This is a genomic window from Paenibacillus melissococcoides (genome assembly GCA_944800085.1).
GTDB classification, from domain to species: Bacteria; Bacillota; Bacilli; order Paenibacillales; family Paenibacillaceae; genus Paenibacillus_B; species Paenibacillus_B melissococcoides.
Map to the genome: position 1 here is coordinate 196838 of CALYLO010000008.1, position 26612 is coordinate 223449.

At 51.0% G+C, this 26612-nt stretch carries 29 protein-coding genes and 1 pseudogene; 20 read left to right on the forward strand and 10 right to left on the reverse strand.

Going from position 1 to position 26612, the window contains the following annotated elements; all coding sequences use genetic code 11:
* Positions 1 to 36 precede the first annotated feature (36 nt).
* Both OCY70_RS25775 and OCY70_RS25780 read left to right on the forward strand, forming a co-directional pair.
* On the forward strand, positions 37 to 501 hold the full coding sequence (locus OCY70_RS25775; RefSeq protein ID WP_213430454.1) for a flavodoxin: 465 nt from the start codon (positions 37 to 39) through the stop codon (positions 499 to 501).
* 37 nt (positions 502 to 538) lie between these two features.
* Positions 539 to 790: a hypothetical protein gene (locus tag OCY70_RS25780; protein ID WP_213430453.1), complete on the forward strand. Its 252-nt coding sequence runs from the start codon at positions 539 to 541 to the stop codon at positions 788 to 790.
* A gap of 101 nt (positions 791 to 891) precedes the next feature.
* Here OCY70_RS25780 and OCY70_RS25785 read toward each other — a convergent pair whose 3' ends face one another.
* The 4 genes from OCY70_RS25785 to OCY70_RS25800 all read right to left on the reverse strand — a co-directional run bounded on the left by OCY70_RS25785 (position 892) and on the right by OCY70_RS25800 (position 4368).
* Entirely contained in the window at positions 892 to 1560 is a 669-nt protein-coding gene (locus tag OCY70_RS25785; protein WP_213430452.1) for a DUF559 domain-containing protein, read from the reverse strand.
* 232 nt (positions 1561 to 1792) lie between these two features.
* Complete coding sequence (locus OCY70_RS25790; RefSeq protein WP_213430451.1) at positions 1793 to 2245, reverse strand: GNAT family N-acetyltransferase; 453 nt, start codon at positions 2243 to 2245, stop codon at positions 1793 to 1795.
* Between the two features lie 236 nt (positions 2246 to 2481).
* A complete protein-coding gene (locus OCY70_RS25795; RefSeq protein WP_261944567.1) occupies positions 2482 to 3687 on the reverse strand; it encodes an IS4 family transposase in 1206 nt (401 codons plus the stop codon).
* A gap of 348 nt (positions 3688 to 4035) precedes the next feature.
* Positions 4036 to 4368 (reverse strand): hypothetical protein, encoded by a 333-nt coding sequence (locus tag OCY70_RS25800; RefSeq protein WP_213429707.1) that lies wholly within the window; start codon positions 4366 to 4368, stop codon positions 4036 to 4038.
* 63 nt (positions 4369 to 4431) lie between these two features.
* On the opposite strand from OCY70_RS25800, the gene infC reads away from it, so the two are divergent.
* The gene (infC, locus tag OCY70_RS25805; RefSeq protein WP_213429708.1) at positions 4432 to 4920 is read left to right on the forward strand and encodes a translation initiation factor IF-3; all 489 of its coding nucleotides are present in this window, start codon (positions 4432 to 4434) and stop codon (positions 4918 to 4920) included.
* A gap of 63 nt (positions 4921 to 4983) precedes the next feature.
* Here infC and OCY70_RS25810 read toward each other — a convergent pair whose 3' ends face one another.
* Positions 4984 to 5457: a DUF4188 domain-containing protein gene (locus OCY70_RS25810; RefSeq protein ID WP_261945267.1), complete on the reverse strand. Its 474-nt coding sequence runs from the start codon at positions 5455 to 5457 to the stop codon at positions 4984 to 4986.
* 12 nt (positions 5458 to 5469) lie between these two features.
* Positions 5470 to 6021, reverse strand: coding sequence for a PadR family transcriptional regulator (locus OCY70_RS25815; protein ID WP_213429710.1), 552 nt, complete (start codon positions 6019 to 6021; stop codon positions 5470 to 5472).
* Between the two features lie 235 nt (positions 6022 to 6256).
* Between OCY70_RS25815 and OCY70_RS25820 the strand changes: the two genes are divergently transcribed.
* From OCY70_RS25820 to OCY70_RS36610, 8 genes are all read left to right on the forward strand, one after another.
* A complete protein-coding gene (locus tag OCY70_RS25820; protein ID WP_213429711.1) occupies positions 6257 to 6526 on the forward strand; it encodes a YqkE family protein in 270 nt (89 codons plus the stop codon).
* 183 nt (positions 6527 to 6709) lie between these two features.
* Complete coding sequence (locus tag OCY70_RS25825) at positions 6710 to 7885, forward strand: dicarboxylate/amino acid:cation symporter (RefSeq protein WP_213429712.1); 1176 nt, start codon at positions 6710 to 6712, stop codon at positions 7883 to 7885.
* Between the two features lie 501 nt (positions 7886 to 8386).
* On the forward strand, positions 8387 to 9340 hold the full coding sequence (locus OCY70_RS25830; protein WP_168178157.1) for an ABC transporter permease: 954 nt from the start codon (positions 8387 to 8389) through the stop codon (positions 9338 to 9340).
* Complete coding sequence (locus tag OCY70_RS25835) at positions 9330 to 10280, forward strand: iron chelate uptake ABC transporter family permease subunit (protein ID WP_213429713.1); 951 nt, start codon at positions 9330 to 9332, stop codon at positions 10278 to 10280. Before OCY70_RS25830 ends, OCY70_RS25835 begins: the two co-directional genes overlap by 11 nt.
* Positions 10274 to 11032, forward strand: a complete 759-nt coding sequence (locus tag OCY70_RS25840; RefSeq protein WP_213429714.1) for an iron ABC transporter ATP-binding protein — start codon at positions 10274 to 10276, stop codon at positions 11030 to 11032. The genes OCY70_RS25835 and OCY70_RS25840 overlap by 7 nt, the downstream gene beginning before the upstream one ends.
* Positions 11033 to 11156: 124 nt before the next feature.
* Positions 11157 to 12119: a siderophore ABC transporter substrate-binding protein gene (locus OCY70_RS25845; protein WP_213429715.1), complete on the forward strand. Its 963-nt coding sequence runs from the start codon at positions 11157 to 11159 to the stop codon at positions 12117 to 12119.
* A gap of 558 nt (positions 12120 to 12677) precedes the next feature.
* Positions 12678 to 13373 carry a hypothetical protein gene (locus OCY70_RS25850; RefSeq protein WP_213429716.1) on the forward strand — a complete coding sequence of 232 codons (696 nt, stop codon included), beginning with the start codon at positions 12678 to 12680 and terminating at the stop codon, positions 13371 to 13373.
* A 616-nt stretch (positions 13374 to 13989) separates the two neighbouring features.
* Complete coding sequence (locus OCY70_RS36610) at positions 13990 to 14256, forward strand: hypothetical protein (RefSeq protein WP_213429717.1); 267 nt, start codon at positions 13990 to 13992, stop codon at positions 14254 to 14256.
* A 442-nt stretch (positions 14257 to 14698) separates the two neighbouring features.
* Here the strand turns inward: OCY70_RS36610 and OCY70_RS25860 are convergent, their stop codons facing one another.
* Positions 14699 to 15001 carry a hypothetical protein gene (locus tag OCY70_RS25860; protein ID WP_213429718.1) on the reverse strand — a complete coding sequence of 101 codons (303 nt, stop codon included), beginning with the start codon at positions 14999 to 15001 and terminating at the stop codon, positions 14699 to 14701.
* 386 nt (positions 15002 to 15387) lie between these two features.
* Between OCY70_RS25860 and OCY70_RS25865 the strand changes: the two are divergent.
* The 9 genes and pseudogenes from OCY70_RS25865 to thpD all read left to right on the forward strand — a co-directional run bounded on the left by OCY70_RS25865 (position 15388) and on the right by thpD (position 22982).
* Positions 15388 to 16281: pseudogene (locus OCY70_RS25865) on the forward strand (DUF2268 domain-containing protein).
* Positions 16282 to 16618: 337 nt separating this feature from the next.
* Entirely contained in the window at positions 16619 to 17521 is a 903-nt protein-coding gene (ehuB, locus tag OCY70_RS25870) for an ectoine/hydroxyectoine ABC transporter substrate-binding protein EhuB (RefSeq protein WP_213429719.1), read from the forward strand.
* A gap of 4 nt (positions 17522 to 17525) precedes the next feature.
* A complete protein-coding gene (gene ehuC / locus OCY70_RS25875) occupies positions 17526 to 18188 on the forward strand; it encodes an ectoine/hydroxyectoine ABC transporter permease subunit EhuC (protein WP_213429720.1) in 663 nt (220 codons plus the stop codon).
* 3 nt (positions 18189 to 18191) lie between these two features.
* The gene (gene ehuD / locus OCY70_RS25880) at positions 18192 to 18842 is read left to right on the forward strand and encodes an ectoine/hydroxyectoine ABC transporter permease subunit EhuD (protein ID WP_213429721.1); all 651 of its coding nucleotides are present in this window, start codon (positions 18192 to 18194) and stop codon (positions 18840 to 18842) included.
* 16 nt (positions 18843 to 18858) lie between these two features.
* Positions 18859 to 19725 carry an ectoine/hydroxyectoine ABC transporter ATP-binding protein EhuA gene (gene ehuA / locus OCY70_RS25885; protein WP_213429722.1) on the forward strand — a complete coding sequence of 289 codons (867 nt, stop codon included), beginning with the start codon at positions 18859 to 18861 and terminating at the stop codon, positions 19723 to 19725.
* Positions 19726 to 19727: 2 nt separating this feature from the next.
* Positions 19728 to 20267 (forward strand): diaminobutyrate acetyltransferase, encoded by a 540-nt coding sequence (ectA, locus tag OCY70_RS25890; RefSeq protein WP_213429723.1) that lies wholly within the window; start codon positions 19728 to 19730, stop codon positions 20265 to 20267.
* Positions 20264 to 21547: a diaminobutyrate--2-oxoglutarate transaminase gene (gene ectB, locus OCY70_RS25895; protein WP_213429724.1), complete on the forward strand. Its 1284-nt coding sequence runs from the start codon at positions 20264 to 20266 to the stop codon at positions 21545 to 21547. The genes ectA and ectB overlap by 4 nt, the downstream gene beginning before the upstream one ends.
* A gap of 58 nt (positions 21548 to 21605) precedes the next feature.
* On the forward strand, positions 21606 to 21989 hold the full coding sequence (locus OCY70_RS25900; protein ID WP_197258379.1) for an ectoine synthase: 384 nt from the start codon (positions 21606 to 21608) through the stop codon (positions 21987 to 21989).
* 90 nt (positions 21990 to 22079) lie between these two features.
* Complete coding sequence (gene thpD, locus OCY70_RS25905; protein WP_213429725.1) at positions 22080 to 22982, forward strand: ectoine hydroxylase; 903 nt, start codon at positions 22080 to 22082, stop codon at positions 22980 to 22982.
* Between the two features lie 520 nt (positions 22983 to 23502).
* Here the strand turns inward: thpD and OCY70_RS25910 are convergent.
* From OCY70_RS25910 to OCY70_RS25920, 3 genes are read right to left on the reverse strand one after another with little or no spacing between them, the layout of a single operon-like run.
* Positions 23503 to 24072 carry a TlpA family protein disulfide reductase gene (locus OCY70_RS25910; RefSeq protein WP_213429726.1) on the reverse strand — a complete coding sequence of 190 codons (570 nt, stop codon included), beginning with the start codon at positions 24070 to 24072 and terminating at the stop codon, positions 23503 to 23505.
* Between the two features lie 24 nt (positions 24073 to 24096).
* Entirely contained in the window at positions 24097 to 24636 is a 540-nt protein-coding gene (locus OCY70_RS25915) for a MauE/DoxX family redox-associated membrane protein (protein WP_213429727.1), read from the reverse strand.
* Positions 24637 to 24638: 2 nt separating this feature from the next.
* Positions 24639 to 26285 (reverse strand): ABC transporter ATP-binding protein, encoded by a 1647-nt coding sequence (locus tag OCY70_RS25920; RefSeq protein WP_213429728.1) that lies wholly within the window; start codon positions 26283 to 26285, stop codon positions 24639 to 24641.
* Between the last annotated feature and the right edge of the window lie 327 nt (positions 26286 to 26612).

Consider the following 26612-nt stretch of genomic DNA (forward strand, 5'->3'; position numbering starts at 1 on the left):
GTTATGGTCGAAATAAGGAAAGGATGGGATGAGAGAATGGCGAAGATCATTTTGATATATGCAAGTATGAGCGGGAATACGGAGGAGATGGCCGATGCGATTGCAGCAGAGGTTCGCGAAGCCGGAGAAGATCTCACGGTAATGGAGGTTACGGATGCCGATGCGGCCGACTTGGCCGGCTATGACGGAATTCTGCTTGGCGCCTACACTTGGGGAGATGGGGAGCTGCCGTACGAATTTCTCGATTTTTACGATGATATGGAAGGCCTTGATCTGAGCGGCACCAAAGCGGCCGTGTTCGGCTCATGTGATTCATGCTATGCCCAGGTGGGCAAAGCGGTCGATATTCTGATCGACCGGCTGCGGGAGTTGGGGAGCGACATCGTCCAGGAAGGCTTGAAGGTCGAGCTGACCCCGTCCGACTCTGACAAAGAATTGTGCCGGGCGTTCGGAAGGAATTTTGTGAACAGCCTCGTTCAGGGGACGGCCCTGCAGCAATAATGGGATACATGTGATTTATGGCGAGGAGTCTTCCGTGATGGAACGGAAGGCTCCTTTTGCCGTACATTCCTATGAAATACTTACCTATGAAATACTTAACCTGCGGGAAGCGAAGGCGGACGGAGACTGTAACGGAATTGACATTCAAGCGCCGTTCCCGCGTGTAACCGTATTGGCATACATTTCGCCTACCCCCGGCTGGCCAAAGCTGCAAAAGTACAGTATTTTTCACCAGAAAACGCTCATCGGTGGAGAAATCCTGCAGGGCTGCAGGAATTTCACGCTTTGACTGGCTCTGCTCCAATTTGAGAGCGAAAATGATGTAGTTTTGCAGGAACTCCCCAGAGCGGCATATCGCCGATCAGAAATGATGTAAAATCGCAGCATTTCCTACAAATAATCAAGCGCGCCCGGCCTAAGCTCATAACGCACGACATATTTGCCTGACCCTCCGGTGACAGCCTTAAACCAACCCTTGGAGGAGAGCGACTGCAGCGTTCTCACCGCTTTGCGATGGTTTACGCATAAATGGGTCTCCACGTCGATGGGGCGGATCGGACCGCCGAGCGTGCAGGCGAGCCGGATGGTTTCCCGTTCCGCCAGACTATGCAGGCTGACAGGAGCGGAGTCCGCGTGATAGCGGCTCATGACCATGCGCAGCAACGTCATGCACAGTTCGGGGCGGTCAGCGACGTCGTCATAAGCGAAGGAGATGACTTGGAACCCCATGGCCGACAAAAACGTCTCCCGGTTCAGCTCATTGCAATACTTCTGCCTGTCCATATTCCGGACGTGCGGTACGAAGCCTTTGATCTCGATGATCAGCTTGACATGCGGGGACAGCCAGGCGAAATCGCAGAAATAGGACAGGCCCCGCCAATCAAGCACTTCGTATTCCGGATGCAACTGGTCAAAGCTGCCCCGAAGCGGCCACCAAACGTTGCGGCAAAACAGCTTCTCCGCCTCACGACGTCCCCGCTCCAGCCGTCCCTTTCGCTCCCCCGTTCTTCTCTTCAAGTGATACTGGAAAAACGCATCATGCGCCTCTTCAAAACTCACCCTACCGCCTCCTTCGACAAAATAAAAACGTCCCGCTTCCCTTCGCGTGGGAAGGATCGGGACGTTCTTCGTCTCTTACGTTGATTATACTGTTAATACAGTTTCTTGACCAGTTCGGCTTCGTGACCGGCAGCGGCGAGCGAGCAGACATGGTGGAAGTCGCTTGCATTCCTTTGCCGCTTCGCTGCGCCAGGCAACTCGGATCATCGGCATTTTGTTCTCCGTTCGATTGCTACAGATCTTGAGCCAGCCGCACCATATCCCGCAGCAGCATGCCGTTCTCGTAGATTTCCTCCTCATAATGGCGAACGAAGAAATCGCGGTCAATGCCCGTCAACCGGAACCCGCATTTCTGGTAGAGCGCGAGCTGGCTTATGCTGGTGCTGCCTGTTCCGACTTCTATCGTCTGGTAACCGAGCGCCTTGCCGGTCTCGACCGCGTGAAGGACGAGCCGCTTGCCGATGCCCTGTCCTTGATGGCTCTCTGCGACGGCCACGTTGACCAGCTCGATCGTGCCCGGCCGGGTCGGCAGCAGCACATAGACGCCGATGACTTCTCCTTTCTGCTCCGCAACGAAGCAGGTTCCCCGCCCGAGATATTCCTGCACGAGCTCGGCAGAAGGGTCTGCCAGCAGCAGCAATTCCATCGGAGGCTGCTCCTCGGCATTCCATTTTCGAATCTGCATAATTGTCTTGTTCTCCTTTGATGCAGCATATTGCTCTATCTGTCTCTGTTTCTATCTATTTCGGCACTAGCGTTGCATAGAACCTGACATGAAGAAGACTTTAAACTCCAGATACGGAACTAATAATCATTATTTATATATATTTACAGTTTCTTTTTTCCTAGCAAAGCCAAAAGTCGATCTCCTACTAAACCATAGGAACATGTTACCATCAAATGTTAATATGCCATTATTACCTATTTAATCACCACTTTAACGGTCTTACATTGCTTTGGGTGTTTTCGTGGTCGACCACCCTTTCGTTTCTTCCGCCTGCCCTTCGAGTGCTTGGTTGGTTTGCGGTGCAGTGCCATCAAAAATTGATCCCACGTTTTATTCATATAGACCCGAAGCAGCTTTAGAAATGACCATAGCGTTTGAGTGGTGTCAGCCTCCTTCCGGACCAACATGACTAAACCATATGCGATGAAGGCTAAAAAAATCTGGTTCCATACTGCCTCTGGATGGAAACTGTACAAATGGACTAAGCTCATATGTTGCTTCATCCATTTAAAGAATAATTCAATCATCCAGCGGCGCCGATAAATCTCGCAGATTTGGGCTGCGGACTTATCCCAGACATTCGTAAGCACACGGTACTGGCGGTTCTTCTCATCGGTATACTCCACTAACCGGAGCTGGGCTTCTATCACATGGCCTTCTTCATCCTTGTAGCTCACGATCACGTCAGCATCACGCACCACAGGCGTCGTTTCATCGATCTCGTGCTCGCAGATGATCGCCGTCTTGTTGCTTTTCTTAATGCGTGCCACGAAGCGTAGATTATCATCCAGCCACTGCTTATAGTGACCATATGTGATGTACCCGCGATCCAAAACATGAATGGCATCTTTATCGATCACCAGATCCAAAGCCACTTCGCTGTCAGCAACGCCTCGTGTGGAACAAACAATGTTTTCGGGATAGACGGTATCCGGGTCGCAAACAGCAAGTTTGGTGTGGATCTTTACCCCGTTGCTGTGTTTGGAGCAGTAGGCCCATTTTCCAGCGACATCAGGGAGTGTAAGTACCGTTGAATCGACAATGCTCAGTTTCCCGATGCCGGGGATACCCTGCTTCGGATAAAGTTGTTGCAAACGTTGTGTCACTTGAATCCATAGCTGCTGCAACACCGGTAAAGGCAACGCTCTGAGTGTACGTACGAGTTGGGAAGCGCTAATGGATTTCAAGTGGATCGCCTGCTGCAGCTGTTCGTTCGCACGCAACGCGTTGCAGATATCTTCGAGGTCCGTGCGTTTATTCAATTGAGCATCAATGAGTAGTTTGATCGCTCTCACGAGTGTAAACTTTCGTCGATAATTGAAGATTGGGAATTCGTCGTCCGAGAGCTGAATCAAATTTAGGCATTTACAAATGACGGTCTGATCTGGTATAGTACCCATGGTCTTTTCTCCTTTTGGTGAGGGATTGGGTAACATGCCTATCCTTCAACATTAGGAGATTTTTTTATGAGTTACCAGATATAATCGATCAATAAATTGAAGAAAAAGTCATTAATGAGAAATATATTTTCATGTCAGGTTTGGTGCAATGCTAGTGCTATTTCGGGGCCGTTCCACGCATCTCCTGTTTTTTCTGAAAAGATTTCCGTCCCTCAATGGGCTTGGCGGGGACAGCGCTGCTGCACGGCGGGCGTCAGTACGCGCAGGACGACTGTCTGGCTCCTGCTGCGACAGCCGAGCGGCGTTAGCGGCGCGAATTGGCGGGTGGCTGGCCGCCTCCCTCGTCCGTCAGGAGGCTTCGTTCCCGCCGGCAGCCTTGGCGCGTGCGGCCCGAGTCTTTATCGCCTCCGTCACGACGAAGGCCAGATCATCGTTGCCGTATAGCGACAGGACGCCGAGCACCGTGTCGTCCGGAATGGGGCCGGCCTCTTCCTTCGGAACCGTGAGCCCGATGGCCTGGTGCAGCGCCGGATTGGCGCCCTGCCGCGGATAGGCCTGCTGATAGAGCTCGGCCGGATCAAGGTCATGATTGACGCACCACTGGGCGAATACGAGGATCATCATCTGCTCGTCCCGTTCATAGTTGCGGATAATCTGTTCTTCGATTTCTTTGCGAGACATTGATATATCTCCTTCCAGACGGTAATATGGGTTCATTATAGCGAATGGGCAGGAGGATTCACAATGATTAAGAACGAGAAGATACGGGCTGCCGAAGTCGAATTGACCGGTCTGAACGGGGAAAAGCTCGGCATCGTGCCGACCTCGGAGGCGCTCGCGATGGCCAAAAAGCTGAAGGTGGATCTCGTCTGCCTGTCGCTCATGAGCAGCCCGCCTCCCTGCAAGCTGATCGGAGCGGGGGCGGCCAAGCAGGAAGCGCAGCAGGCCCGCAAGACGGAGCGGCAGCCGAAGGTGAAGGAGATTCGCATGACGCCGCAGATTGAGGAGCATGACTATGAGACGAAGAAAAATCAGGCGGAACGGATCCTGCGCGCCGGAGATTCGGTGCAGCTCGTCATCCGCATCAAGGGCAAGGAAGGCGCGCTGGCGCAGCAAATCCTCGAGCGGCTGCTGCAGGATTTGCGTCCAGTGGGAACGAAGCGCAGCGGCATTCAACTGAGCGGGAAGCAGGCGATGGTACAGGTCGATCCGGCGCCAGGCGCGGAAGCATAATCGAAGCAATCCGCTCCCATCCGTCCGTGTACCGGACAAGATGGGAGTCATCATCGTCTTCATTCAAGCCCGGACCCGCTGCGCCGCGGAATCGGTCCGAGGCGTGATTGGCGCATGCCCCCGCGCCTTGGCCAGGCCGAACTTCGGCATATTGCCGTAGACGGCCTCGAACTGGCCTCCGCGCACGATATACGTTTCGTGATAGATGCCGACCGCATTCGTTTTCCCGACCGCCTGATAGAATCGCCGCCATGTCTCCAAATGCTTCGTCCCCCGCGCATAGGCGGTCAGTTCCTCGAAGGACCGCCAGTATTGAACCATCAAGATCGTTCTCAAATTGACGGTCGTCTCCAAGGAGAGAAAGCCAAGCTCCGGGTGCGTGTACAGTTCGCGAATCATTGGCGGCATCGCTTTAAAGACCGGCCACCATTGATGAACAGCCCGCCATTTATTGACCCTCATCCCGATCAGGAAGACGACAATATCCTGCTCTCTGTCCTCTACCGTGTAGCGTCCGCCAAAGATTGATTTTCCCATCGTGTCTCCTCCTCACCTTTTCAGTCGGAGCTTCCGCGTCGCCGCATCGCTCCACTCCATCTCCGCCCGCACGACGCGCTTGCCGTAGTCGAGCGTAAGCAGCCAATATTGCAAATCTTCTTCACCGGAACAGTGCGTCATGATCCGTTTTTCGATCGCCTCGTACATCTGATACCGCTCCTCCAGCATCGACTTGAAGCGCTCGATCTGCCGGATTGTCGTGTCCGCCTCTTGATGACGATGGAAGAACAGCTTGAGCAAAAATTCATTTTTGTACGTGTGGAGCTGTTGTAGCGGCTCCTGCAGCCAGGCCTGCAGCGCCTGGATTCCTTGGGGCGTAATATGGTACTCTTTTTTGTCGGGCTTCGATTCCTGGGCGGTATCGGTCACTACGGCCCACCCCTCCTCGACCAGCTTTTTCAACGTCGGATAGATTTGCCCGTAGCTGATCTTCCAGAAATGATTGAGGCTGGTATCCATCATCTGCTTGATCTCATAGCCTGTGTGGCAATCGGTCGTCAGCAGCCCGAGAATCGCATAGGCCGTGTCGCTGTGCTTAGCCATTGCATCACCTTCTAATGTATCATAATGATATATATCATTATGATACATAATTCATTGAAAGGTGGCAAGGGGGATTTTCCTGAGCAGTGGAGTAGGCAGAGAGGCGCTCAAATCGTTTTTGTGGGGCGAATAACAGACCCGACAACGTAACGCGCACGCAGCAGGGTTCCCCGCAGTTGATGATCGCGGTGCCGCATAAGGGAGATTCTGCTATAATGGGAATGAGGTGAGTGCGATGGCGAAGAAGAGAGGCCGGAACGCCGCTCCGCAAGGGACTGCCCCATCTGCCCAAGATAAGCCGGCGACGCTGAAGGATCTGCTGCGGCCGGATATCGTAGCGCAGCTGAAGGAGCAGGCTACCGTATTGAAGGCGGAGGAGACGCAGCGGAAGGAAGAGGAGAGACGCCAGGCGGAGGAAGCCCGTGCGGCCGAACAGAAGCGGCTGGACAATGACTTCAATTATTTGTTGAACAACAGCAGCATGGATTGGCGCAAGTATAAATAACATGATAAGAGAAGGTCCGATGATCTGTTCATCGGGCTTTTTTGTATTTGGTAATTGTCATTCGCATGCATGATATGTTAGTATATTGAAATGTGCTTGCAAGAGGAACATTTGTATTTATAGGGGAGACAAAATAGTAATCTTGTTTTTCTGAGGTAGGCAGAAGGGAGAAGGTCTATAAATATGCGATTGGGATTGTTTCCGCGCATTGTCATTGCGATTGTGCTTGGCATTGGAGCAGGACTTATTATGCCGGATTGGTTCATACGAATTTTTGCGACATTAAATCATGTATTCGGGCAGTTCTTGAGCTTCCTCATTCCGCTCATTATTTTGGGCTTCATTGTTCCGGGGATCGGGGAGCTTGGCAGGGGAGCGGGGAAGCTCCTCGGATTGACTGCATTTATCGTATATATATCTACGGTACTTTCCGGGATGCTGGCTTACGGCGTTGCGTCCTCGTCTTTTTCCTGGCTGCTGTCCGGGGCTTCCGGGCTGGCAGCCAAGAATCCGGAGGAGACGCTGCTGACCACCTACTTCGAGCTGCCTATGCCGCCCGTGTTCGACATTATGACGGCGCTGCTGTTGTCTTTTCTGATCGGGGTCGGCATCACCTTCGTGAAGACGAACGCGCTTCTTACCGCTTCGTTGGAATTCAAGGATATCGTAGCCAAGGCGATACAGGCGATTATTATTCCATTGCTGCCGTTTCATATCGCGGGGCTCTTTATGAATATGACGCAGGCCGGCGAAGTCGCGTTCATCCTGCAAGTGTTCGTGAAGGTATTTGCGGTCATTCTCGTCATGCATTTCGTGGTCATCCTGTGTCAGTATGCGATCGCAGGGGCCGTGAACAAGCGCAACCCGCTGGCAATGCTGCGCACGATGCTCCCTGCATACCTCACGGCGCTCGGCACGCAATCTTCGGCGGCGACGATTCCGGTGACGATGCAGCAGGTGAAGAAGCTCGGGACAGACGAAGAAGTGACGAACTTTGTCGTACCGTTATGTGCGACGATTCATATTACCGGATCGGCGGTTACGATTACTTCGGTCGCGAGCGCCATACTCTACATTCATGGCGTGCCGCTGACGGTGAGCACCATGGTGCCTTTCATATTCATGCTCGGCATCGCGATGATCGCCGCTCCCAGCGTGCCAGGCGGCGGAGTGATGGCGGCCATCGGATTGTTCCAGTCGATGCTCGGCTTCGATGAGGCGATGGTAAGCTTGGCGATTGCCCTGTACATCGCGCAGGACAGCTTCGGAACGGCGGCCAACGTCACCGGCGACGGTGCGATCGCACAGATCATTCACGCGATGAAAAAGCGGGTGCGCCAAGAGCCGTCTGCCAACTAGCTTATGACGACGATATCTAGGAGCAAGGGACGATCTGCTGACAGTCCAACCTCCTGATAGCCCGGTGATGCATTCACCGGGCTTTTTTTCGCAGGCGCAATCGGCCTTACAAGCGTGAAGAACAGCTTGCTGGTCCTCTTTTGGCGGGTATCACCGCGGCTCAGCACAGGCCGACAGACTAGCTTAGGCGGGCTCTTTTACAGCGCCGAAGTAGGGCCGCACCGCTTACGAACAGGCGGTTCGGAGCGGATGAAGCATCGCGTCATCCGCAGCCCATCCGATCGTTTTTATCAAATAATTTCACTATAATAACAATTCTAATTGAGAACGATAATCAATTATTTTGGCCAAATCCATTGACTTTCACGGGAGAACCGCTATAATCATAACTGTTACAACGCGTTAATGATAATGAATATCATTATTATACATGCGGGTGAACATGGGGAATGCAGACCATACATCCGGAACGCCTATACTCTGATTTATAAGGAACGAGACATGAAGAAGAGATATCTGGTTATTGCGCTTATCCTGTTTGCCTTCATCTCCCTGTTTATCGGGGTCATCGACATCAAGCCATGGGATTTGTTCAATCTGAACGACGATAAGGTTCATACTTTTCTCGTCAGCCGGGTGCCAAGGCTTATCAGCATCATTCTCGCCGGGGTCAGCATGAGCATCTGCGGCCTGATTATGCAGCAGCTCAGCCGGAACAAGTTCGTCTCGCCCACGACGGCAGGGACGCTTGACTCGGCCCGCTTGGGGATACTCGTCTCCTTGATGCTGTTCACGTCGTCGAGTCCGTTAGTGAAGATGCTCGTTGCGTTCGTCTTCGCTTTGGCAGGCACGATGCTGTTCATGAAAATACTGGATCGCATCAAATTCAAAGACACCATCTTCATTCCGCTCGTCGGATTGATGTTCGGGAATATTATTAGTTCCATTTCCACCTTTTTCGCGTACAAGTATGATTTGATTCAGAACATGTCCTCGTGGCTCCAGGGCGACTTCTCGATGATTATCAAGGGGCGCTATGAGCTGCTGTACATCAGCATTCCGCTTATCGTGGTTGCATACCTGTATGCGAATAAGTTCACGGTAGCGGGGATGGGCGAGGATTTCTCGAAAAATCTCGGACTCAACTACAAGCGCGTCGTCAACATCGGCTTGATCCTGGTGGCGCTTGTGACGTGCACGGTGGTGCTCACGGTGGGGACGATTCCTTTCCTGGGTCTCATTATTCCGAATATCGTCTCCATATACAGAGGCGATAATTTGAAAAATAGCTTGTCGCACACGGCGCTTCTCGGGGCAGTATTCGTTCTGTTCTGCGATATTTTGGGGCGCATCATCATCTTTCCGTATGAGCTGTCGATCAGCTTGACCGTCGGCGTCATCGGAAGTGCCATATTCGTCTATATGTTAATGAGGAGAAGGGCACATGGGTTATAAAGCGAAAACGGGGGTTCTTGCTGTCCTTGCTCTTGCGCTTATCGGGTTGTTCCTGTTCTTCAAGCTGGGGGACAACTGGGACTACGTGCTGCCGAAAAGAACAATCAAAGTATTGGCGATTGTGCTGACCGGCGCTTCGATCGCATTTGCCACGACCGTATTCCAGACGATTACGAACAACCGCATACTGACACCGAGCATTTTGGGCCTGGATTCGCTGTATATGCTCATTCAGACCATCGTCATCTTTGTTTTTGGCTCGAAGACGCTGATGATAATGAACAGCAATGTCGACTTTCTGGTGTCCGTCGGACTCATGGTTGTATTCTCGGGCCTGCTGTTCAAGCTTATATTCAAGGGCGAGAATCAGAACATATACTTTCTGCTGCTTATTGGCATTATTTTTGGCACTTTTTTCGGAAGCATGTCCACCTTCATGCAGGTTCTGATTGACCCGGCAGAGTTCATGATCGTGCAGGACAAAATGTTCGCCAGCTTCAACCATATCAACACGAAGCTGCTGCTTATGGGAGGCGTCCTGCTTCTGCTCGTCACGCTCTACTTTCTGCGCTTCATCAAGTATTTGGATGTGCTGGCGCTGGGCAGAGAGCAGGCGATTAATCTCGGCGTCAATTACGACTATGTCGTGAAGCGGCTGCTCTTTATCGTGGCCGTGCTGATCTCCATCTCCACGGCGCTTGTCGGGCCGATTACCTTTCTCGGCTTGCTTGTCGTGAACGTGACGTACCAGTTTCTGAAGACGTACCGGCACAGCTATCTTATCGCCGGCTCCGTCCTCATCAGCATTATCGCCCTTGTGGGCGGCCAGCTCATTGTGGAGCGGATATTCACCTTCTCCACGACGCTTAGCGTCATCATCAATTTCGTCGGCGGGGTCTACTTTATTTATCTTCTATTGAAGGAGAACAAATCATGGTAGAAGTAAGAGGAGTATCCAAACAATACGGCGGCAAAAACGTGATCGAAGACATCTCGGTTACGATTGCCAAAAGAAAAATCACGTCGTTTATCGGTCCGAATGGCGCAGGCAAAAGTACGCTGCTCTCAATCATAAGCAGACTCATTTCGAAGGATTCCGGAGAAGTGCTCATTGACGGGAAAGAAATCAGCCAATGGGACAGCAAGGAACTGGCGAAGAAGATTTCGATTCTGAAGCAGTCGAACCATATCAATCTGCGGCTCACGGTTCGGGAACTGGTCTCCTTCGGGCGCTTCCCTTATTCGCAGGGGAGATTGTCCGACGAAGACTGGAAGTACGTCGATGAAGCGATTGAATATATGGGGCTTGCCGAGATGCAGCACAAGTACCTGGATCAGCTGAGCGGCGGCCAGAAGCAGCGGGCTTATATCGCGATGGTCATCGCGCAGAACACGGAATACATTTTGCTGGACGAACCGCTGAACAATCTGGATATGAAGCATTCCGTGCAGATTATGAAAATATTGCGCAGACTCGTCAATGAGCTGGGCAAAACGATTGTCATCGTCATTCACGACATCAACTTTGCCTCCTGCTATTCCGACTATATCGTGGCGTTGAAGAACGGCAAAGTCATCAAGGAGGGCGCGACCGATGACATTATCGACAGCGCGGTTCTCCAGGACATTTACGATATGGATATGAGCATCGAGAACTTCAATGATAACAAGATCTGCGTTTATTATGCATAGCTCGACACAAAAAGGGGTCACACCGTTCGGTAATATCGCATTGTCGTGCCCGAATAGCACGAATTTGTGATATTAACGGCGATAAATATATTTTCAAAAAATATGTGGTAGAGGTGAAAAGAAATTGAAGAAAACAGTCCTAATTCTGGTCATAGCCATGATGGCAACCCTCGTTGCAGCATGTGGTTCCAATAAGACAGACAGCAGCAATGGTTCGACATCTACTGGAGCCGAAGCGAACAACACGGCGGAAGAAATCGTCATTAAGCATGAGCTTGGCGAAACGCCGGTGAAGAAGAACCCGTCCAAAGTCGTTGTATTCAGCTACGGAGTCGTAGATTCCCTGGACAAACTGGGAATTGACATCGCGGCGCTGCCGAAGAACAACCTGCCTCCTTATTTGAAAAAATTCGAAGACGAAAAGTATGTGAATGCGGGCGGATTGAAGGAGCCGGACTTCGAGACGATTCACGGCCTGAAGCCCGACCTGATCATCATTGCCGGCCGACAAGCGTCGTCCTATGAAGAGTTCAAGGAAATCGCGCCGACGATCTATATGGATATCGACACGGACCGTTATATGGAGTCCTTCAAAGAGAACGCGGAAACGATCGGCAAAATCTTCGGTAAAGAATCCGAAGTCCAAGCGGAGCTTGCGAAGATCGATACGGATATCAAGCAATTGAATGAGAAAGTGACAGCGGCGAACAAAAACGCGCTTATCATTTTGGCGAACGACGGCAAAATCAGCGCCTATGGCGCCAACTCCCGCTTCGGCATTATCCATGACGTATTCGGCTTCCCGCCGGTCGATCCGGACATTAAAGTATCGACTCATGGAGACCCTGTGTCCTTCGAATATATTGTGGAGAAGGATCCGGACTATCTGTTCGTTATCGATAGAGGCGCCGTCGTCGGCGGCGAATCGTCTGCGAAGCAAGTCGTAGAGAACGAACTGGTCATGAAGACCAAGGCTTACAAGGAAGGACATATCGTCTACCTCGATCCGAGCTACTGGTATCTGTCTGGAGGCGGCCTCATCTCCGTCGAGGAAATGGTGAAGGAAGTCGGAGCGGCCATTCAATAATCATCTGCCGGCTTGCAGCAAGCCGGAACGGCAACCGGGGCGCCTCGTGCGTCCCGGTTTGTTTAATTTGATGGAAAGAGAGATAGTAAGACGATATACGGCGAGGTTAAACGCCCTGATTTTCAAGCCATCTTGTCCATCGCTCCGGTATTAGACATTCCCCATAACGACATCGTGGAACAGTACATCGAGATTGGGCATAAGTCGGAAGTCATTTACTCTATTTTACAGAATGAGTTGATGACACTTGAACATCCTTCGCTGATACCGAAAATAGCCGCAAAGTTCCTTGAATCACCGAATGAAGACAGCCTGTATGTAGTAGGCAGATTGTTCCGCGATACAGACTCCATACATAACGACTCCATTAAACTTTCATTGTACGGCCTCATTGTTAATTACTCACGCGCTCATGGAATCATGCCTTACATTGCAAAAGGATTATTTCGGAAGTACATGATTGAACGAAATGATTTCAGCAGGCTGAAGGAAACTTACGAAAATGGATAGTATATTCTGCATTATGTTGATTTTCTATCGTCCGAGGAACGTGTGTGTTTGTATTATAAATTAGGCGTTCATGCATACACTCTGAGCAATCATTATGAGTGCATTGATTATTGCAAAGAAGTATTGAAATGTGGAGAAAGCCACTATAAAGCAGATGCGCTTGGTATCCTTATAGATGCGTATTTCAGTATTGGAGCGTATAAAGAGTCAGAATTGTACCTTATACAGTACAAAAATTTCACATACCCTCAAACAAAAGATAATGTCGTACTTATGGATACATTCTTCAATGCAAAAAAAGGTAATATCGGCCAAGCAATTAAACAGTTGGAATCATTTCTTGAAACGTGCAGAAGTGCCTCCGTTATTCCGGCGACCAAGCAACTTGTTCAATTGTACTTACAGCAGAACAACCTCGAAGGCGCTAAAGTTATTTTGGAGAACGACAAGGCCACTACCTCTGTCGTTGATGAGAGTACTCCATTAGTTTGCGCTACATATGCTGATTATATTCGAGTCAAGGGAGAATATTATTTGACTGCGGGTGACATCGACAAAAGCATTACGAATATGGTGGAATCTGCCTTTTGGTATTCCAAAGTAGATGATGCAGCCAAGGAAAAAGAAGCTCTCAATACTGCTATGCATATCCATTTAACGAATAACGTTTCACCTCAGTTTACGCTAGAAAAGTTAAGCAATTACTACCAACGAATCGTTAAAGAATTGGAGGAATTAGCGTGAGAAATAAAATGAAAAAACTCATTTTCAATACCCTTCTTAGCACTGTTCTTATAACAACAACCGCGTCATTGTTAACTGGCGGTTCAGGAAGTGTCCACCCTTGGTAAAGCACCTTAATGGTGCTTTTTTTAATACGCAAGTTCCGGACATCTATTCATATATCCACAAAAGTCGTGTTTTTGTACTAGAGTCTATTTAAGAAAAGAATGACCTTCACTGACCATGACCTTTTGAAGATCCCCCTCCTTTATAGAAAAAGGGTACTTTTCCCTATGCTGTCACAGAATCAGTCCTTGTCATATATGAAACTAGGTTGAATGTAAAATAAATCAGAAACAATATTACAATCGTTCAAACAATCTTTTCCGTTTTTGATTTCTTTTGTCTTCGTTTTCCATATCAACAGCTCCTATAATCAGTATATCAAAGGCGGATTCTATACTTGAACTGCTTCGGAATTATCTCACGTGTCTAGATCCATCCCAGAGCTGATATGATAGAATCATACGATAAAACGAGAAATCAGGTGGACGGTGTGGAGCTCCGATGGAAATGGCGGGAATGAGCGGCTTCTCATGAACCTTATCCGGCTTCGATAGCCAGGAGCGATTAGGCGATGACGTCCACCGCATACCATGCTTCTCCTATAAATCAGCAAAAACCCGATCTATTGTTCTTTCCGTTCCGCTTACATCCGTTTGTTTTATTCGGTATGGCGAAGATGATCCGCCTCTTCAACATATTCAGCCCAAACGTGTTGACTATTGCGCTTTGCTGCATCTTTGCTCTCGGTACATCGGGCCCGGAATGGACAAGCTTTACAGGCTCATTCCAGAACTCGAACTTCCAGATCACCGCTTTCCCTCCGGGCCGTAACGATTGAGGCAGTGACGCAGGACCGGTCCGCGGGCAGGCGCCATCGGTCGAGCGATTGCCGCGGGTTGCCGCAGCTTGACGCAGCCTGCTCGGCCATACGCGGCTTGACGCAATCTGCTCCGCCAATACTGCAATAATGCAGCAATTTCATTGACACGAGTATGCGAAAATAGGATTGCTGCAAAAATACAGCAATTCCACTGCGGCAAGCTATAGATAGCGTCTGAAATGGAAAAGTGATGTAATTTTGCAGGATTTTCTCGGAATTTAGCCTCTTATGATTAAAAATGCTGCGCCTGTGCAGCATTTTTAATATGGAGCAGCATGCTCTAACCTAACCTAACCTAACCTGCCCTGTCTTTCCCTGCCCCGCCCTTTATAAGAAAAAAGACTGTCGACAGGATTTTGCCGGCAGTCTGAAGCGGGGCGCATGAGGAACCACGCTTGTTCTATATCAGCCGGAACCGTTCGAGCTGCTCCCATTGCCGCTCCTGCCGCAGAATCTCCCGCTGGCGCGGGCCGATGAGATCAAAATGGGGAAAGGGGCGGCGGGCATGGATATAGCGCGGGTTCAGACCATGCTTTACGCACCAGGCGGTCAGGCGGGCCATGTCGGCACATCCGACCTTGGTGACGGTCGTGATTCCCGGGAAGCGTTCATCCTGCCAATAATGCGTCAAATAAGCGATTTCCCCGCGATCGACGCGACGCTTCCACTCGTTGAGCTCCGTGCGGGATATGCCGAAGGCCATCATACACCATCCTTATTGCTCTGAAGTGCTACCGCAAGCCGTGTCCCGGGCATCTTCCTCAGGAACGGAAGGTACCCGCTGCGGAGCAAGCAAGCACTCCTTCATTCTACTCCTCATTATATAACATCCGGGCTATCGCTTCCCGCCATTCCGCATTTTCCGGCTTGACCCTCTCGCCGCGTCACCCCGTACACTGCATAGGAGACGCCAGTTCAGCGCGTTGATGCGCAGTAAGAGCTACAGAAGCGCAGTAAGAGCTACAGAAGCGCAGTAAGAGCTACAGAAGCGCAGTAAGAGCTACAGAAGCGCAGTAAGAGCTACAGATGCGCAGTCGACAGATGCACAGTCAGAGCAGCAACGGCGCTACATAACAGGAGGGAATTACTATGAAAATAAACGTCATCGACACGATGGCCATGTATGAACGAATGTACGATTAACCGGCCGCAAAGCGGGAGCAGCTGTTCCGATATGATCTGATGAAGCCGTTCGAGCCGATGTGGACGACGATACAGGTGCCGCTCAAGGCTGCGCAGCCTGGCGGATATGATGTCGTGATGGCCGCCGGGATGCTCGGCTGCCTCGATGCCGGACGCGATGACCTCGGGCAGCCTGCGGTGAAGATGCTGCGGGAGCAGGGCTGGCCGGAGAAGGCAGGCCAAGTGCTGGAGCAGTGTGCCGCCTATGCCGGCCGCTTCGGATTGAAGGTGAAGGCGGATGAGATTTTGTGCGGCTTCTTCCTCGCCGATCCGGACAAGCTTCGCCTGCAGCGCAGCTACACCGGCTTCGGCGGCATCCCGGGGTATATCCAGATTATCGTGTATCCGACGGAATATAATCTGACTCGGCTGCCGTCGATCTTGGCTCATGAATTCCACCACAATCTCCGCTTCTCTTACACGGATTGGGATCATGGCAACGTGACGCTCGGCGAATACCTCATCATCGAAGGATTGGCCGAATCGTTCGCCCAGGAGATGTACGGGGAGGAGCAGTTGGGGCCGTGGGTCACCTCATTCGACGAAGAGGATCTCGCTTATTCGATTGAGGTGATTGGGAAACGGCTCACGATGAAGGGATTCGCCGAAGTGGCCGCCTATATGTTCGGCGACGAGATCGCCCGGGCGCAGGGCTTTCCGCCGGCGGGCCTGTCGGAATGCTCCGGATATGCCGTCGGATACCGGGCCGTCCAGTCATTCCTCGCGCGCACCGGCATGACTGCGGGCGAGGCGACGACGCTGGATAGCTGGGACATTGTGCGGGAATGCGGCTTGTTCTAAGGATGGATTTCCGACTTTTCTATTTTGCAAGCAAATGAAGGTCTAAATTTGTCTAATATGGGCGAAAAACGTTCATTTTCTGTGAAATCAGTGAATGAACGTTTTTCTGTTGCGGTTTTTTATTTGTTTTTCTCTTCCGAGAGCGGATTTATAAAATTCATATCATGCCCTATAGGGAAGGATATGGGAGGGATTTTTTGGATCCCTCCTCTAATCTCCCCTGTTCCCAGGTCAGGAGGGCTGAGGAGGAATAAAGTGGGAATATCAAGGGTGAGATACAGACAGGAACATGTTACCCTTGAATAGGGCCCCAAAAAAAGGAAAAAGGAGTTGTCGGATGAAGAAATGGTATTCGTATGCGTTATGCTGCGCCATGGCCATCCTGCTGGTAAGCTGTGCGCCGCAGCACGGCGATAGCCGGACCGAAGCCGACGGCGGAACATCGCCCCGGCAGGAGACGGCACTGGAGAAAGCGAGGCGGGAAGGATATGTTACCGTAGGCTTCGCGAATGAGAAGCCGTATGCTTATGCCACGCCGGATGGCCAACTGACGGGCGAGGCCGTGGAGGTGGCCCGGGAAGTATTGAAGCGGATGGGCATCGAGGAGATGAACGGCGTCCTGACGGAGTTCGGTTCTCTCATTCCGGGGTTGAAGGCGAAGCGGTTCGACATCATCACCGCGGGAATGTTCATCAATCCCGAGCGGAGCAAGGAAGTGGCCTTCGCGAACCCCGAATACAGCATTGGCGAGGCGCTGGCCGTCAAGAAAGGGAATCCATCCAATCTGCGCAGCTACGAGGATATTGCCGGCAGCAAGGATGTCAAAGTCGCCGTCATGGTGGGGGCCATCGAGCTCGAATATTTAGCGAAATCAGGTGTCTCGAAGGAGCAAATCGTAACGGTGCCGGATCAACCATCGGCCATCTCGGCTCTGCAGGCGGGACGAGTGGATGCGGTGACCATGACGGGACCATCCTTGCAGGCGATGCTTGACTCCACGAAGGATGATCAGTTGGAGCGAGTCATGGATTTCGAGCAGCCTGAGATAGAAGGCAAAAGCGTAAGAGGGTATGGCGCGGCGGCGTTTCGCAAGGAAGATGCCGACTTCCGGGAAGCATTCAATCAAGAGCTGGAAGCGTTGAAGCAGTCGGGCAAGCTGCTTGAACTGCTTGAGCCGTTCGGGTTCACGGAGCAGGAGCTGCCTGGAGATATGACGGCCGAACGGCTGTGGCAAGAGTGAAGCCATGAAGATCGCTTCCTCCATGCTTGAATATGTGCCTGCGCTGCTGCAAGGAGCATGGGTCACGCTGCAAATTGTATGCTTCTCTATGATACTGGCCTTTTTCTGCGCTTTTGCGGCAGGATTGGCCCGCCTGTCCAAGTACCGCATCATCCGCTTTGTCAGCGGGGTCTACGTAGAGGTGTTTCGGGGAACTTCCTTGCTGGTTCAGTTGTTCTGGTTATATTTTGCGCTGCCCATGCTGCTCGACGTCCGCATGTCGGCGATGACCGCGGCCGTGCTCGCGCTTGGCTTGAACTATGGCGCGTATGGTTCCGAGGTGGTGCGGGGTTCGATCCTGTCCGTGCCCAAGGGCCAATACGAAGCGGCCATGGCGCTGAATATGAGTCCGTGGCTCCGGATGAGAAGAATCATTTTGCCGCAGGCGATGGCGCTCATGCTGCCTTCGTTCGGCAATCTGCTTATCGAGCTGCTGAAGGGAACATCGCTTGTTTACCTCATCACCTTGATGGATTTGACCTACCAAGGGATGGTATTACGCTCCTTTGACAACTCCAGCACGCCGCAGATTTTTGCGTTATTGCTCCTGATGTATTTCATCATGGCCTATACCTTGACGCTCGGTATTCGATTTTTGGAGCGCAGGGCCGTGAAGGGGAGGATATAGCGTATGTGGAGTTGGGACTACGCATTGGAGATTCTTCCTCAGCTGCTGCAGGTGCTCCCGATTACGATCGGAGCGACGCTGCTCGGATTTGCGGCGGCATGCCTGCTCGGCTTGCCGTTGGCGCTGGCCCGCCGATCCCGATATCGAGCCTTATCCGTGCTTGCGAATGCGTGGATGGAATTCATCCGCAGCACTCCGCTGCTCGTTCAGTTGTTCGTGCTCTTTTATGCATTACCGCTTTACGGTATTTCATTCTCGCCGTTTGTCACCGGCGTCATCGGATTGGGCTTGCATTATAGCGCTTATCTGTCTGAAGTATTTCGCTCGGGAATCGAGGCGGTGCCCGCCGGTCAATGGGAAGCGGCCAAGGCGCTTAACTTCGGCAGGCGGCATTCGTGGACGAACATCATCCTTCCCCAAGCCATACCGCCAATCATTCCCGTCATGGGCAACTATTTGATTACGATGTTCAAGGAGACTCCCGTCTTATCGGCAATTACGCTGGTCGAACTGCTGCAAACGGCCAAAGCGATAGGTTCCGGCTCCTTCCGTTATCTGGAAGCCTTTACGCTGGTCGGTTTATTATTTCTGCTGCTTAGCTATCCGTCATCTCTGCTTGTGAGCAGGTTGGAGAAGAAGTTGCAGATCAAATAGGGGGTGGAGAGCAAAGATGGAGAGCGTTCCATGCAGGCCGCTGGCCCCGCACACGGCACATCATCCGATCGTCATTTATCGGGATATCTGCAAGTCATACGGCTCTGTGAACGTCCTGCAGGATATCAATCTGTCCATTTATTCGGGGGAAAAGGTTGCCGTCATCGGCCCAAGCGGATCGGGCAAGACGACGCTGGCCCGCCTCCTGATGACATTGGAGCGGCCCACCTCGGGAACGATTCAAGTCGACGGGGAGTGGCTCTGGCACCAGGAAGTGAAGGGCAAGCTTGTCGCGGCGAAGGAAAAGCATCTGCACAACGTACGCGGAAAAATCGGCATGGTCTTTCAGCACTTTCACCTTTTTCCGCATATGACCATTTTGCGCAATGTAACGGAAGCGCCGGTGCATGTACTAGGATGGAGCAAGCAGGAAGCCGAAGCGCGCGCGCTGGAGATGCTGGCCAAGGTCGGGCTGGCAGACAAGGTGAATGAATACCCTGCACGCTTGTCCGGCGGGCAGAAGCAGCGCGTCGCGATTGCCAGAGCCGTAGTCATGCGTCCGAAGGTGATGCTGTTCGACGAAGCGACCTCCGCGCTTGATCCGGAGCTGGTCGGCGAGGTGCTGGCGGTCATCAAGGACTTGGCGGCCGAAGGCGACATGGCGATGATGCTCATCACGCATGAAATGGATTTTGCCAGGGAGATTGCCGATCGGATCATCTTTACGGATGGCGGCTCCATCGTCGAACAGGGAACACCGGAGCAAATCTTCGAGAACCCGCAGAGCCCGCGTCTGCAAGCCTTTTTAAGCCGCTTCAGACAGACGTGGTACATGGGAGGAATTGAGCAAGCTTCACCATCTGCGGAAGAGGGGGGAATCTGAGTATGGAAGTCAACGTGACGCGATCCTTGCCCTGCACGATCCGCAACGCGCGAAAGGGCGATGGAACGGAATTATGGAAGCTGGTGACAGAGAGCGGGACGCTCGATGTCAACTCGGCCTATTGCTATATCATGCTGTGCGAATATTTCGCCTACACCTGCCTCGTGGCTGAACGCAATCGGAAACTTATCGGTTTTGTATCCGCGCTTCGGCCGCCAGAGAGGACGGACACGCTTTTCGTCTGGCAGATTGCGGTGCGCGACGGCTATCGAGGCAGAGGGATCGCCGAATCGCTGCTCCGCACCTTGTACGATACGGCATGCCGGGCTCAGGTGCGATTCATGGAGACGACGATCACGCCGAGCAACACGGCTTCCCAGCGCCTGTTCGCCAAGATGGCGAAAACATGGAAAAGCGCGCTCGTGACGAAGGAGGGATTCTCCGCTCACCTGTTTCCGGAAGGAGCGCATGAGACGGAGAAGCTGATCCGCATAGGGCCATTGCGCCACAATACACACGATAGAATGGAGACGGTGACATGAAGGTATTGGATGGAAGAACGCCATCGCTGCAAGTATTCGATTCGTTGGAGTCTGAGGTGCGAAGCTACTGCAGGTCGTTCCCGGCCGTATTTACGAAGGCGCAAGGCTATAAGCTGTGGGATGCCGACCATCGGGAATATATTGATTTCTTCGCCGGAGCCGGCGCGCTCAACTACGGGCATAACAACCGGGCGATGAAGCGGAAGCTGCTGGACTATATTCAGCAAGACGGCGTGACGCACAGTCTGGACATGGCCACGAAGGCGAAGGAACGATTTCTGCAGAAATTTCACCACGTCATTTTGAAGCCGCGCGGACTTGAATACAAGGTGATGTTCCCCGGACCGACCGGGGCGAACTCGGTGGAGAGCGCCTTGAAGCTGGCGCGCAAGGTAACGGGGCGAGCGACCGTCTTCAGCTTTACGAACGCCTTTCACGGCATGACGCTTGGCGCCTTGTCCGTCACGGGCAACAAGTTCAAGCGGCAAGGGGCGGGCATCCCTCTGCATCATACGGTCACGATGCCGTATGACGGGTATCTTGGTCCGGATATCGATACGCTCGACTATATGGAATGCTATATGAATGATAGCGGAAGCGGTGTGTCGCTGCCGGCCGCCATCATCGTGGAGACCGTTCAAGGGGAAGGCGGGATTAACGAGGCGAGCAATGAATGGCTGCAGCGGCTGGAGCGGATTTGCCGCAGCCACGAGATAGTGCTCATTGTGGACGATGTGCAGATGGGCTGCGGCCGGACAGGGACCTTCTTCAGCTTCGAACGGGCGGGCATTACGCCGGACATCGTCTGTCTATCCAAATCGATAGGGGGATATGGGCTGCCGATGGCGCTTACGTTAATCCGCCCCGACCTCGATATTTGGGAGCCCGGCGAGCATAACGGCACGTTCAGGGGGAATAATTTGGCTTTTATCACCGCGGCCGAGGCGCTTGATTATTGGAAAGATGAACGCTTTACGCAAGAAATTATGGCAAAAGGAAAGATCATTCGCTCTTGCTTGGAAGAGCTAGTCGCACAATATCCTGAACTACAAGGAACGGCGAGAGGCCGAGGATTGATGCAGGGGATTGCCTTCGGCATCCCGGGCATGGCGGAGCGACTCTGCGCCAGAGCCTTTGCGAAAGGGCTCATCATGGAGACATCGGGTACAGACAGCGAGGTGGCGAAGATGATGCCGCCGCTCACGATCGATGACACGGGTCTGCTTGCAGGCTTGGATATTTTGCGAACATGCATGAAGGAAATGGCGGAAGAGTTGTAGCAAGCCATCCTTTCACGACACATCGAATAGGAAAATGAACAAATAGGAGGAATTTGCGATGATCGTCAAGCAACTGTCTGATATTCTCGGCACGGAACAGGATGTGAAGGCGGAGACATGGAACAGCCGCAGATTGCTGCTCAAGAAGGACGGGGTCGGTTTTTCCTTGCATGATACGCTGATCAAGGCAGGCACGGAGACCGAAATCTGGTACAAACATCATGTGGAGGCGGTCTACTGCATTGAAGGAGAAGGGGAAATCGAGGTTGTTGAGAGCGGAGCCGTCTATCCGATTCAACCCGGCACGTTATATGTGCTCGATGGTCACGAGAAGCATCTGCTGAGAGGGAAGAGCCAGATGCGCATGCTGTGTGTCTTCAATCCGCCTTGCACGGGCAATGAGGTGCATGATGCGGAAGGCGCATATCCATTAGAAGTCTAATCGCGGGTGCATGTGAACGAAGGCTAGGTCATGACGTAAACAGCCGGAACGCGAACGGCCATACTTTTTCACGGAAGGAGCTTGATCATATTGACAGGACAAAGCCAAGTTCAGCAGGCCGCAAGAACGCCGGATCTGTATCCCTCCAGAGTGAATACGGAGACGTTATTGTTAAAGCGCCCGGACCCGGTTGTCTACAACCACACGCTCGGGCAGGCGGAGATAACAGCCGAGCAGCTTGCTTCTTATGAAGCGGACGGATACTTGTTCCTGGATTCGTTCTTCAGCGAGGACGAAGTGCAGGTATGGAAGCGGGAACTGCTCCGCATGTTCCAGGATCATAAGGACAGCGCGAAGCCGGAAGTGATTCGGGAGCCGGGCAGCGACGAGATTCGCTCGATTTTTGCCGTGCATCGGGAGGGCCTGTTCCGGCAGTTGGCCAATCACCCGAGAATCATACCGATCGTGGAGCAGATTCTCGGCAGTCAAGTCTATGTGCATCAATCGCGCATTAATTTCAAGCAGGGCTTTACGGGCAAAGAGTTCTACTGGCATTCCGACTTCGAGACATGGCATGTGGAAGACGGCATGCCGCGCATGAGGGCATTGAGCTGCTCCATTGCGCTGGAAGAGAACAATGCGAACAACGGTCCGTTAATGGTCATTCCCGGCTCCCACCGCACGTTCGTCTCCTGTATCGGGGCCACGCCGGACGACCATTATAAGTCATCGCTGCGCCGCCAGGAATACGGCATTCCCGATCGGGACAGTCTCATACATCTGGCCAATCAAGGCGGCATCGTGGCGCCTACGGGCAAGGCCGGCTCCATTCTCTTGTTCGACTGCAACGTGATGCATGGCTCGAACAGCAATATTACGCCGTTCCCGCGCAGCAATGTCTTCATCGTCTATAACAGTGTCGATAATCAGCTTGAACCGCCGTACTCGGGCAAGCCGCCAAGACCTGATTTTATTGCGGCCCGTTCATTCTAGCAGGAACAGAGAATGGCGCAGCATTTATGATATCAATATGGAGAAGACCCATCGCCCGATGGGTCTTCTTTTGTCGGTCCGCCCAGCATGAGCGTCATCGATTGCCTTGCGATAGCCGACACTATGAAATTGATAAAAAAACCAAATATGGATTTTATGATATAATTGGTATATAATGTGTATGCAAGAAAATATTACTAATGGAGGTAATAAGAGTGAAAAATTTTTTGAGCAAGTTGACCGGATTCCAGCCTGCCGCCGCACGTTGCATCTTAACGCGCAGAGTCGTCTCCTGCCGCTCTGACGCCCTTTGCCTTATCCAAAAAGTTTCCTCCTGGGAGTACTATGTGGATCGAGATACGGGAGAAGAGTGTACAACGCCAAGAAAGGTACGATGCGGTTGCTAGGAACAATCCTACTTTTGCTAGAATGAGAATGTGATGAACCCAGGGAAGCGATTTTGCCTCTGCCAAGATGCAAAATCGCTTCTTTTTTGCCCGTTCTTCTTACCATGCGAACTCTACTCATTCATCACCGGCAAGACCCGGTCATGGGTCCGCGCCGTTTCATTCTCCAGCATATTCCACAGCATGTTCGAATTCATTAACGAACGATGGGATTCAAGTATTCCGTTTTGATTCACTAGAAAAGCATAGGGAACTTTGGTTACGCCATAAGCTTCCATGATGTCCGCAGAGCGAATATATTCGATGTCGGAAGGGAGCATCGCCTGAATCTCTTCGTCATTGGATTGCTTATCCGTATTGATAACGACGATATGTATATCCCCATTCTCAGCCGCTCTTTTTAAGTCAGGCAATATGCTTTTACAGGTTTGGCATGTCGTATTGATAAAGAGAAGCAGCACTTTTTTTTGGCCGAATAATTCCCTTAAGATCACTTTGCGCCCATGTGAATTCCAGTCACGAAAAAGCGGAACTTGCTCACCGATTTGAAGCTCGGTTAACGAAATCCCGCCGACGCTTTTTATTTTCGCCAGAAATTGACCAATGAGCCTCGCCAGCATGTAGATAAGCAGCAGCTGGATGAGCACCAGCATTAAAGTGACGATAATGATAAAATCGGTCATTCGAATCTCACTCCCCGTTTGTTTTCAGGTGAACATCTTCATGAGGCGAACAAGTTTTTTCTTGATTTGGAACAAATCCTTGAACAGATAGAGCAGCGAAAAAAGGATGAGCGACAGCATGAACAGTTCAAGTTTGTGGATAAGCGCAATCTCTCCTGCGTATGATGAACGAAACTTCCATAGCACCACAACCGAAAAACTGAGAAGAAGATTACGAAGCACCAATCCCCAGTTCAACTGTTCATTTTCGAGTATCCCGCCACAGCCGCAATTGATATGCCGATGCCCGCGCATCAAATTGAAACCGATTGCAAAGGTATAAACACTCAGGAGTGAACATAGGGAAACCGCATGATAAACCGTTATGCCGCGCAAGAGAAGCGAGAGGCCTAGCGCAAGCTCGGCCGCGGCAAACGCGATAAAAGACGGAACGATAAATCGGGCTGGCACCATTTGATAGGCATTCATGATGCGAATGTGTTCGCGGTAGTTCAGCGCTTTATGCAAAAAGGTGGAGAGAAACAAGAAGGCAAGTACATTTTGGAACATAAACACGAGAGCCATGTTTAGACGAGAACCCCGCTTTCCTGGTTATAAATTTTGGTTTGCGCGCGATATAAACGATGGTATTCTCCCTGTCGGCGCAACAGCTCCTGATGTGTGCCTTCCTCGACGATTCGGCCTTCCCTCATCACCAAAATATAGTCTGCCTGCACGGCGACGCCAAGACGATGCGTTATGATTAGCACCGCTTTGTCATTGTTCCCTTGAAATAATTCATGGATAATATCAAGCTCCGATTCCGGGTCCATGGATGAGGTGGGCTCATCAAGTATGATTAGATCGCTGTTCTTGAATAGAGCTCTGGACAAGGCCAGCTTTTGCCATTGCCCGCCGGATAATTCATGGCCTCCTTCAAAATGACGCCCTAGCAATGACTCATATCGCTCAGGCAGCTTTGCGATATGTTCATGAATTTTCGTTTTTCTTGCGGCAGCGATCATTTCGGACTTACTCGGGTTGTTCAGATTGCCAAAGCCGATATTCTCCCGGGCGCTGAATTCATATTCAATGAAATCCTGAAATAAAGCGGCAATCCGTTGGTGATAAGATGCAATATCATAGCTGCGCAAAGGAATTTGGTTGACGCATATCGTATTTTCACCCGTTTCATACAGACCTAGCATGCATTTAATCAGCGAGGTTTTGCCGGAGCCGTTTTCTCCGATGATGACTACCTTTTGTCCTTTTTTAATAGACAGATGAATATTTTTGAGGGTCGGTTTTGTTTGATTCGGATAAGTAAACGTGAGATTTTGCACGCTGATCTGATGGATGGCGCCGCATTTGATGTGAGAAGATGAACTTTCCAGCTCCTTTTTTTGTTGAAAAGTTTTGAAATCCTCTATATACAAACTGATTTCATACATATTGGACAGCGATGCGGAAATTTCGGTCAAACTCGACTGAATATTTTGAATCGATTGCAGGGCCGCCACAAACGCCCCGATTTCTATCCTCTTGGCCGAGATCAGGAAGATAATGAGAATCCCGGAAACAATATAGGTTAACGTGAGCAGCATGCTGCCGGCAAGCTCCCATATGCCTTGATTTTTGGATAAATTGTATTTTTCTTGCGCGCTCCGCTTATAGAACGAAGACCATTTTTCGATCAGATGCGAGCCCAATCCAAAGAGGCGAATTTCTTTCAAAGAATCTCGTTGGCTCAGGAGATCGGATATGTACATTTCTCTTCTGTGGTAGGGAGTCAAAAAGCGAGTGAGAACATATCTTTTATTGCCAAAACGGATATGAATCATCAGGATCGGAATTGAAAATACAAAGATAATGACCAGCAAGCCCCAATGGATATTGGTAATGTAGCCAACTAAAGATAGAACCGTGACGATGGTGCTTCCTAAAGACATGATGGTCTTAACCATGGAAACGATCTGGAAGTGGCTATTGATAATTCGCTGGTTCTGATCGTAAAAAGACGGATCCTCAAAGGTGGAGTAGGGCAGATTCATAATTTTGCCGAAGATCTGTTTTTTGAGCACCAGTCCGAGCAGATTTTCAAGTTTTTGATCATTTAATTGAGAAAAAAATTGAAGAATATAAGCAGAAAGAATGATCACCATTTGGAAGCTTAAAATCGATAACGCCGTGGCAAATCCATGTCCAGGTTGAGCGATTAAAATAACCTCGTTCACGAGTTCTTGCATCGTCCATACGCTAAGCAAAGGCAATAAACCTAGTGCGAGATGAAGCGCAATGGAAACGTAAAAATAGGGTTTGTGCAATCTCCAAATATAAAGAATGGCAAACCGGGACCCGTGCCAAATATTTGAAAAGGAATACATCATTTCTCGCCTTTCATCAATATTTGCCATCATAGTAAAAAACAAGTATGATATGAATTGAGTATATACATAATTTGGTATATGCGCAAGGACGAGATTTTTTTGGCGGAGGTTGAATGTGGTTATCTATTTTCAATTCGCTTTGCTAGCGTGCGTTATATTCGCCACTATCTTTCT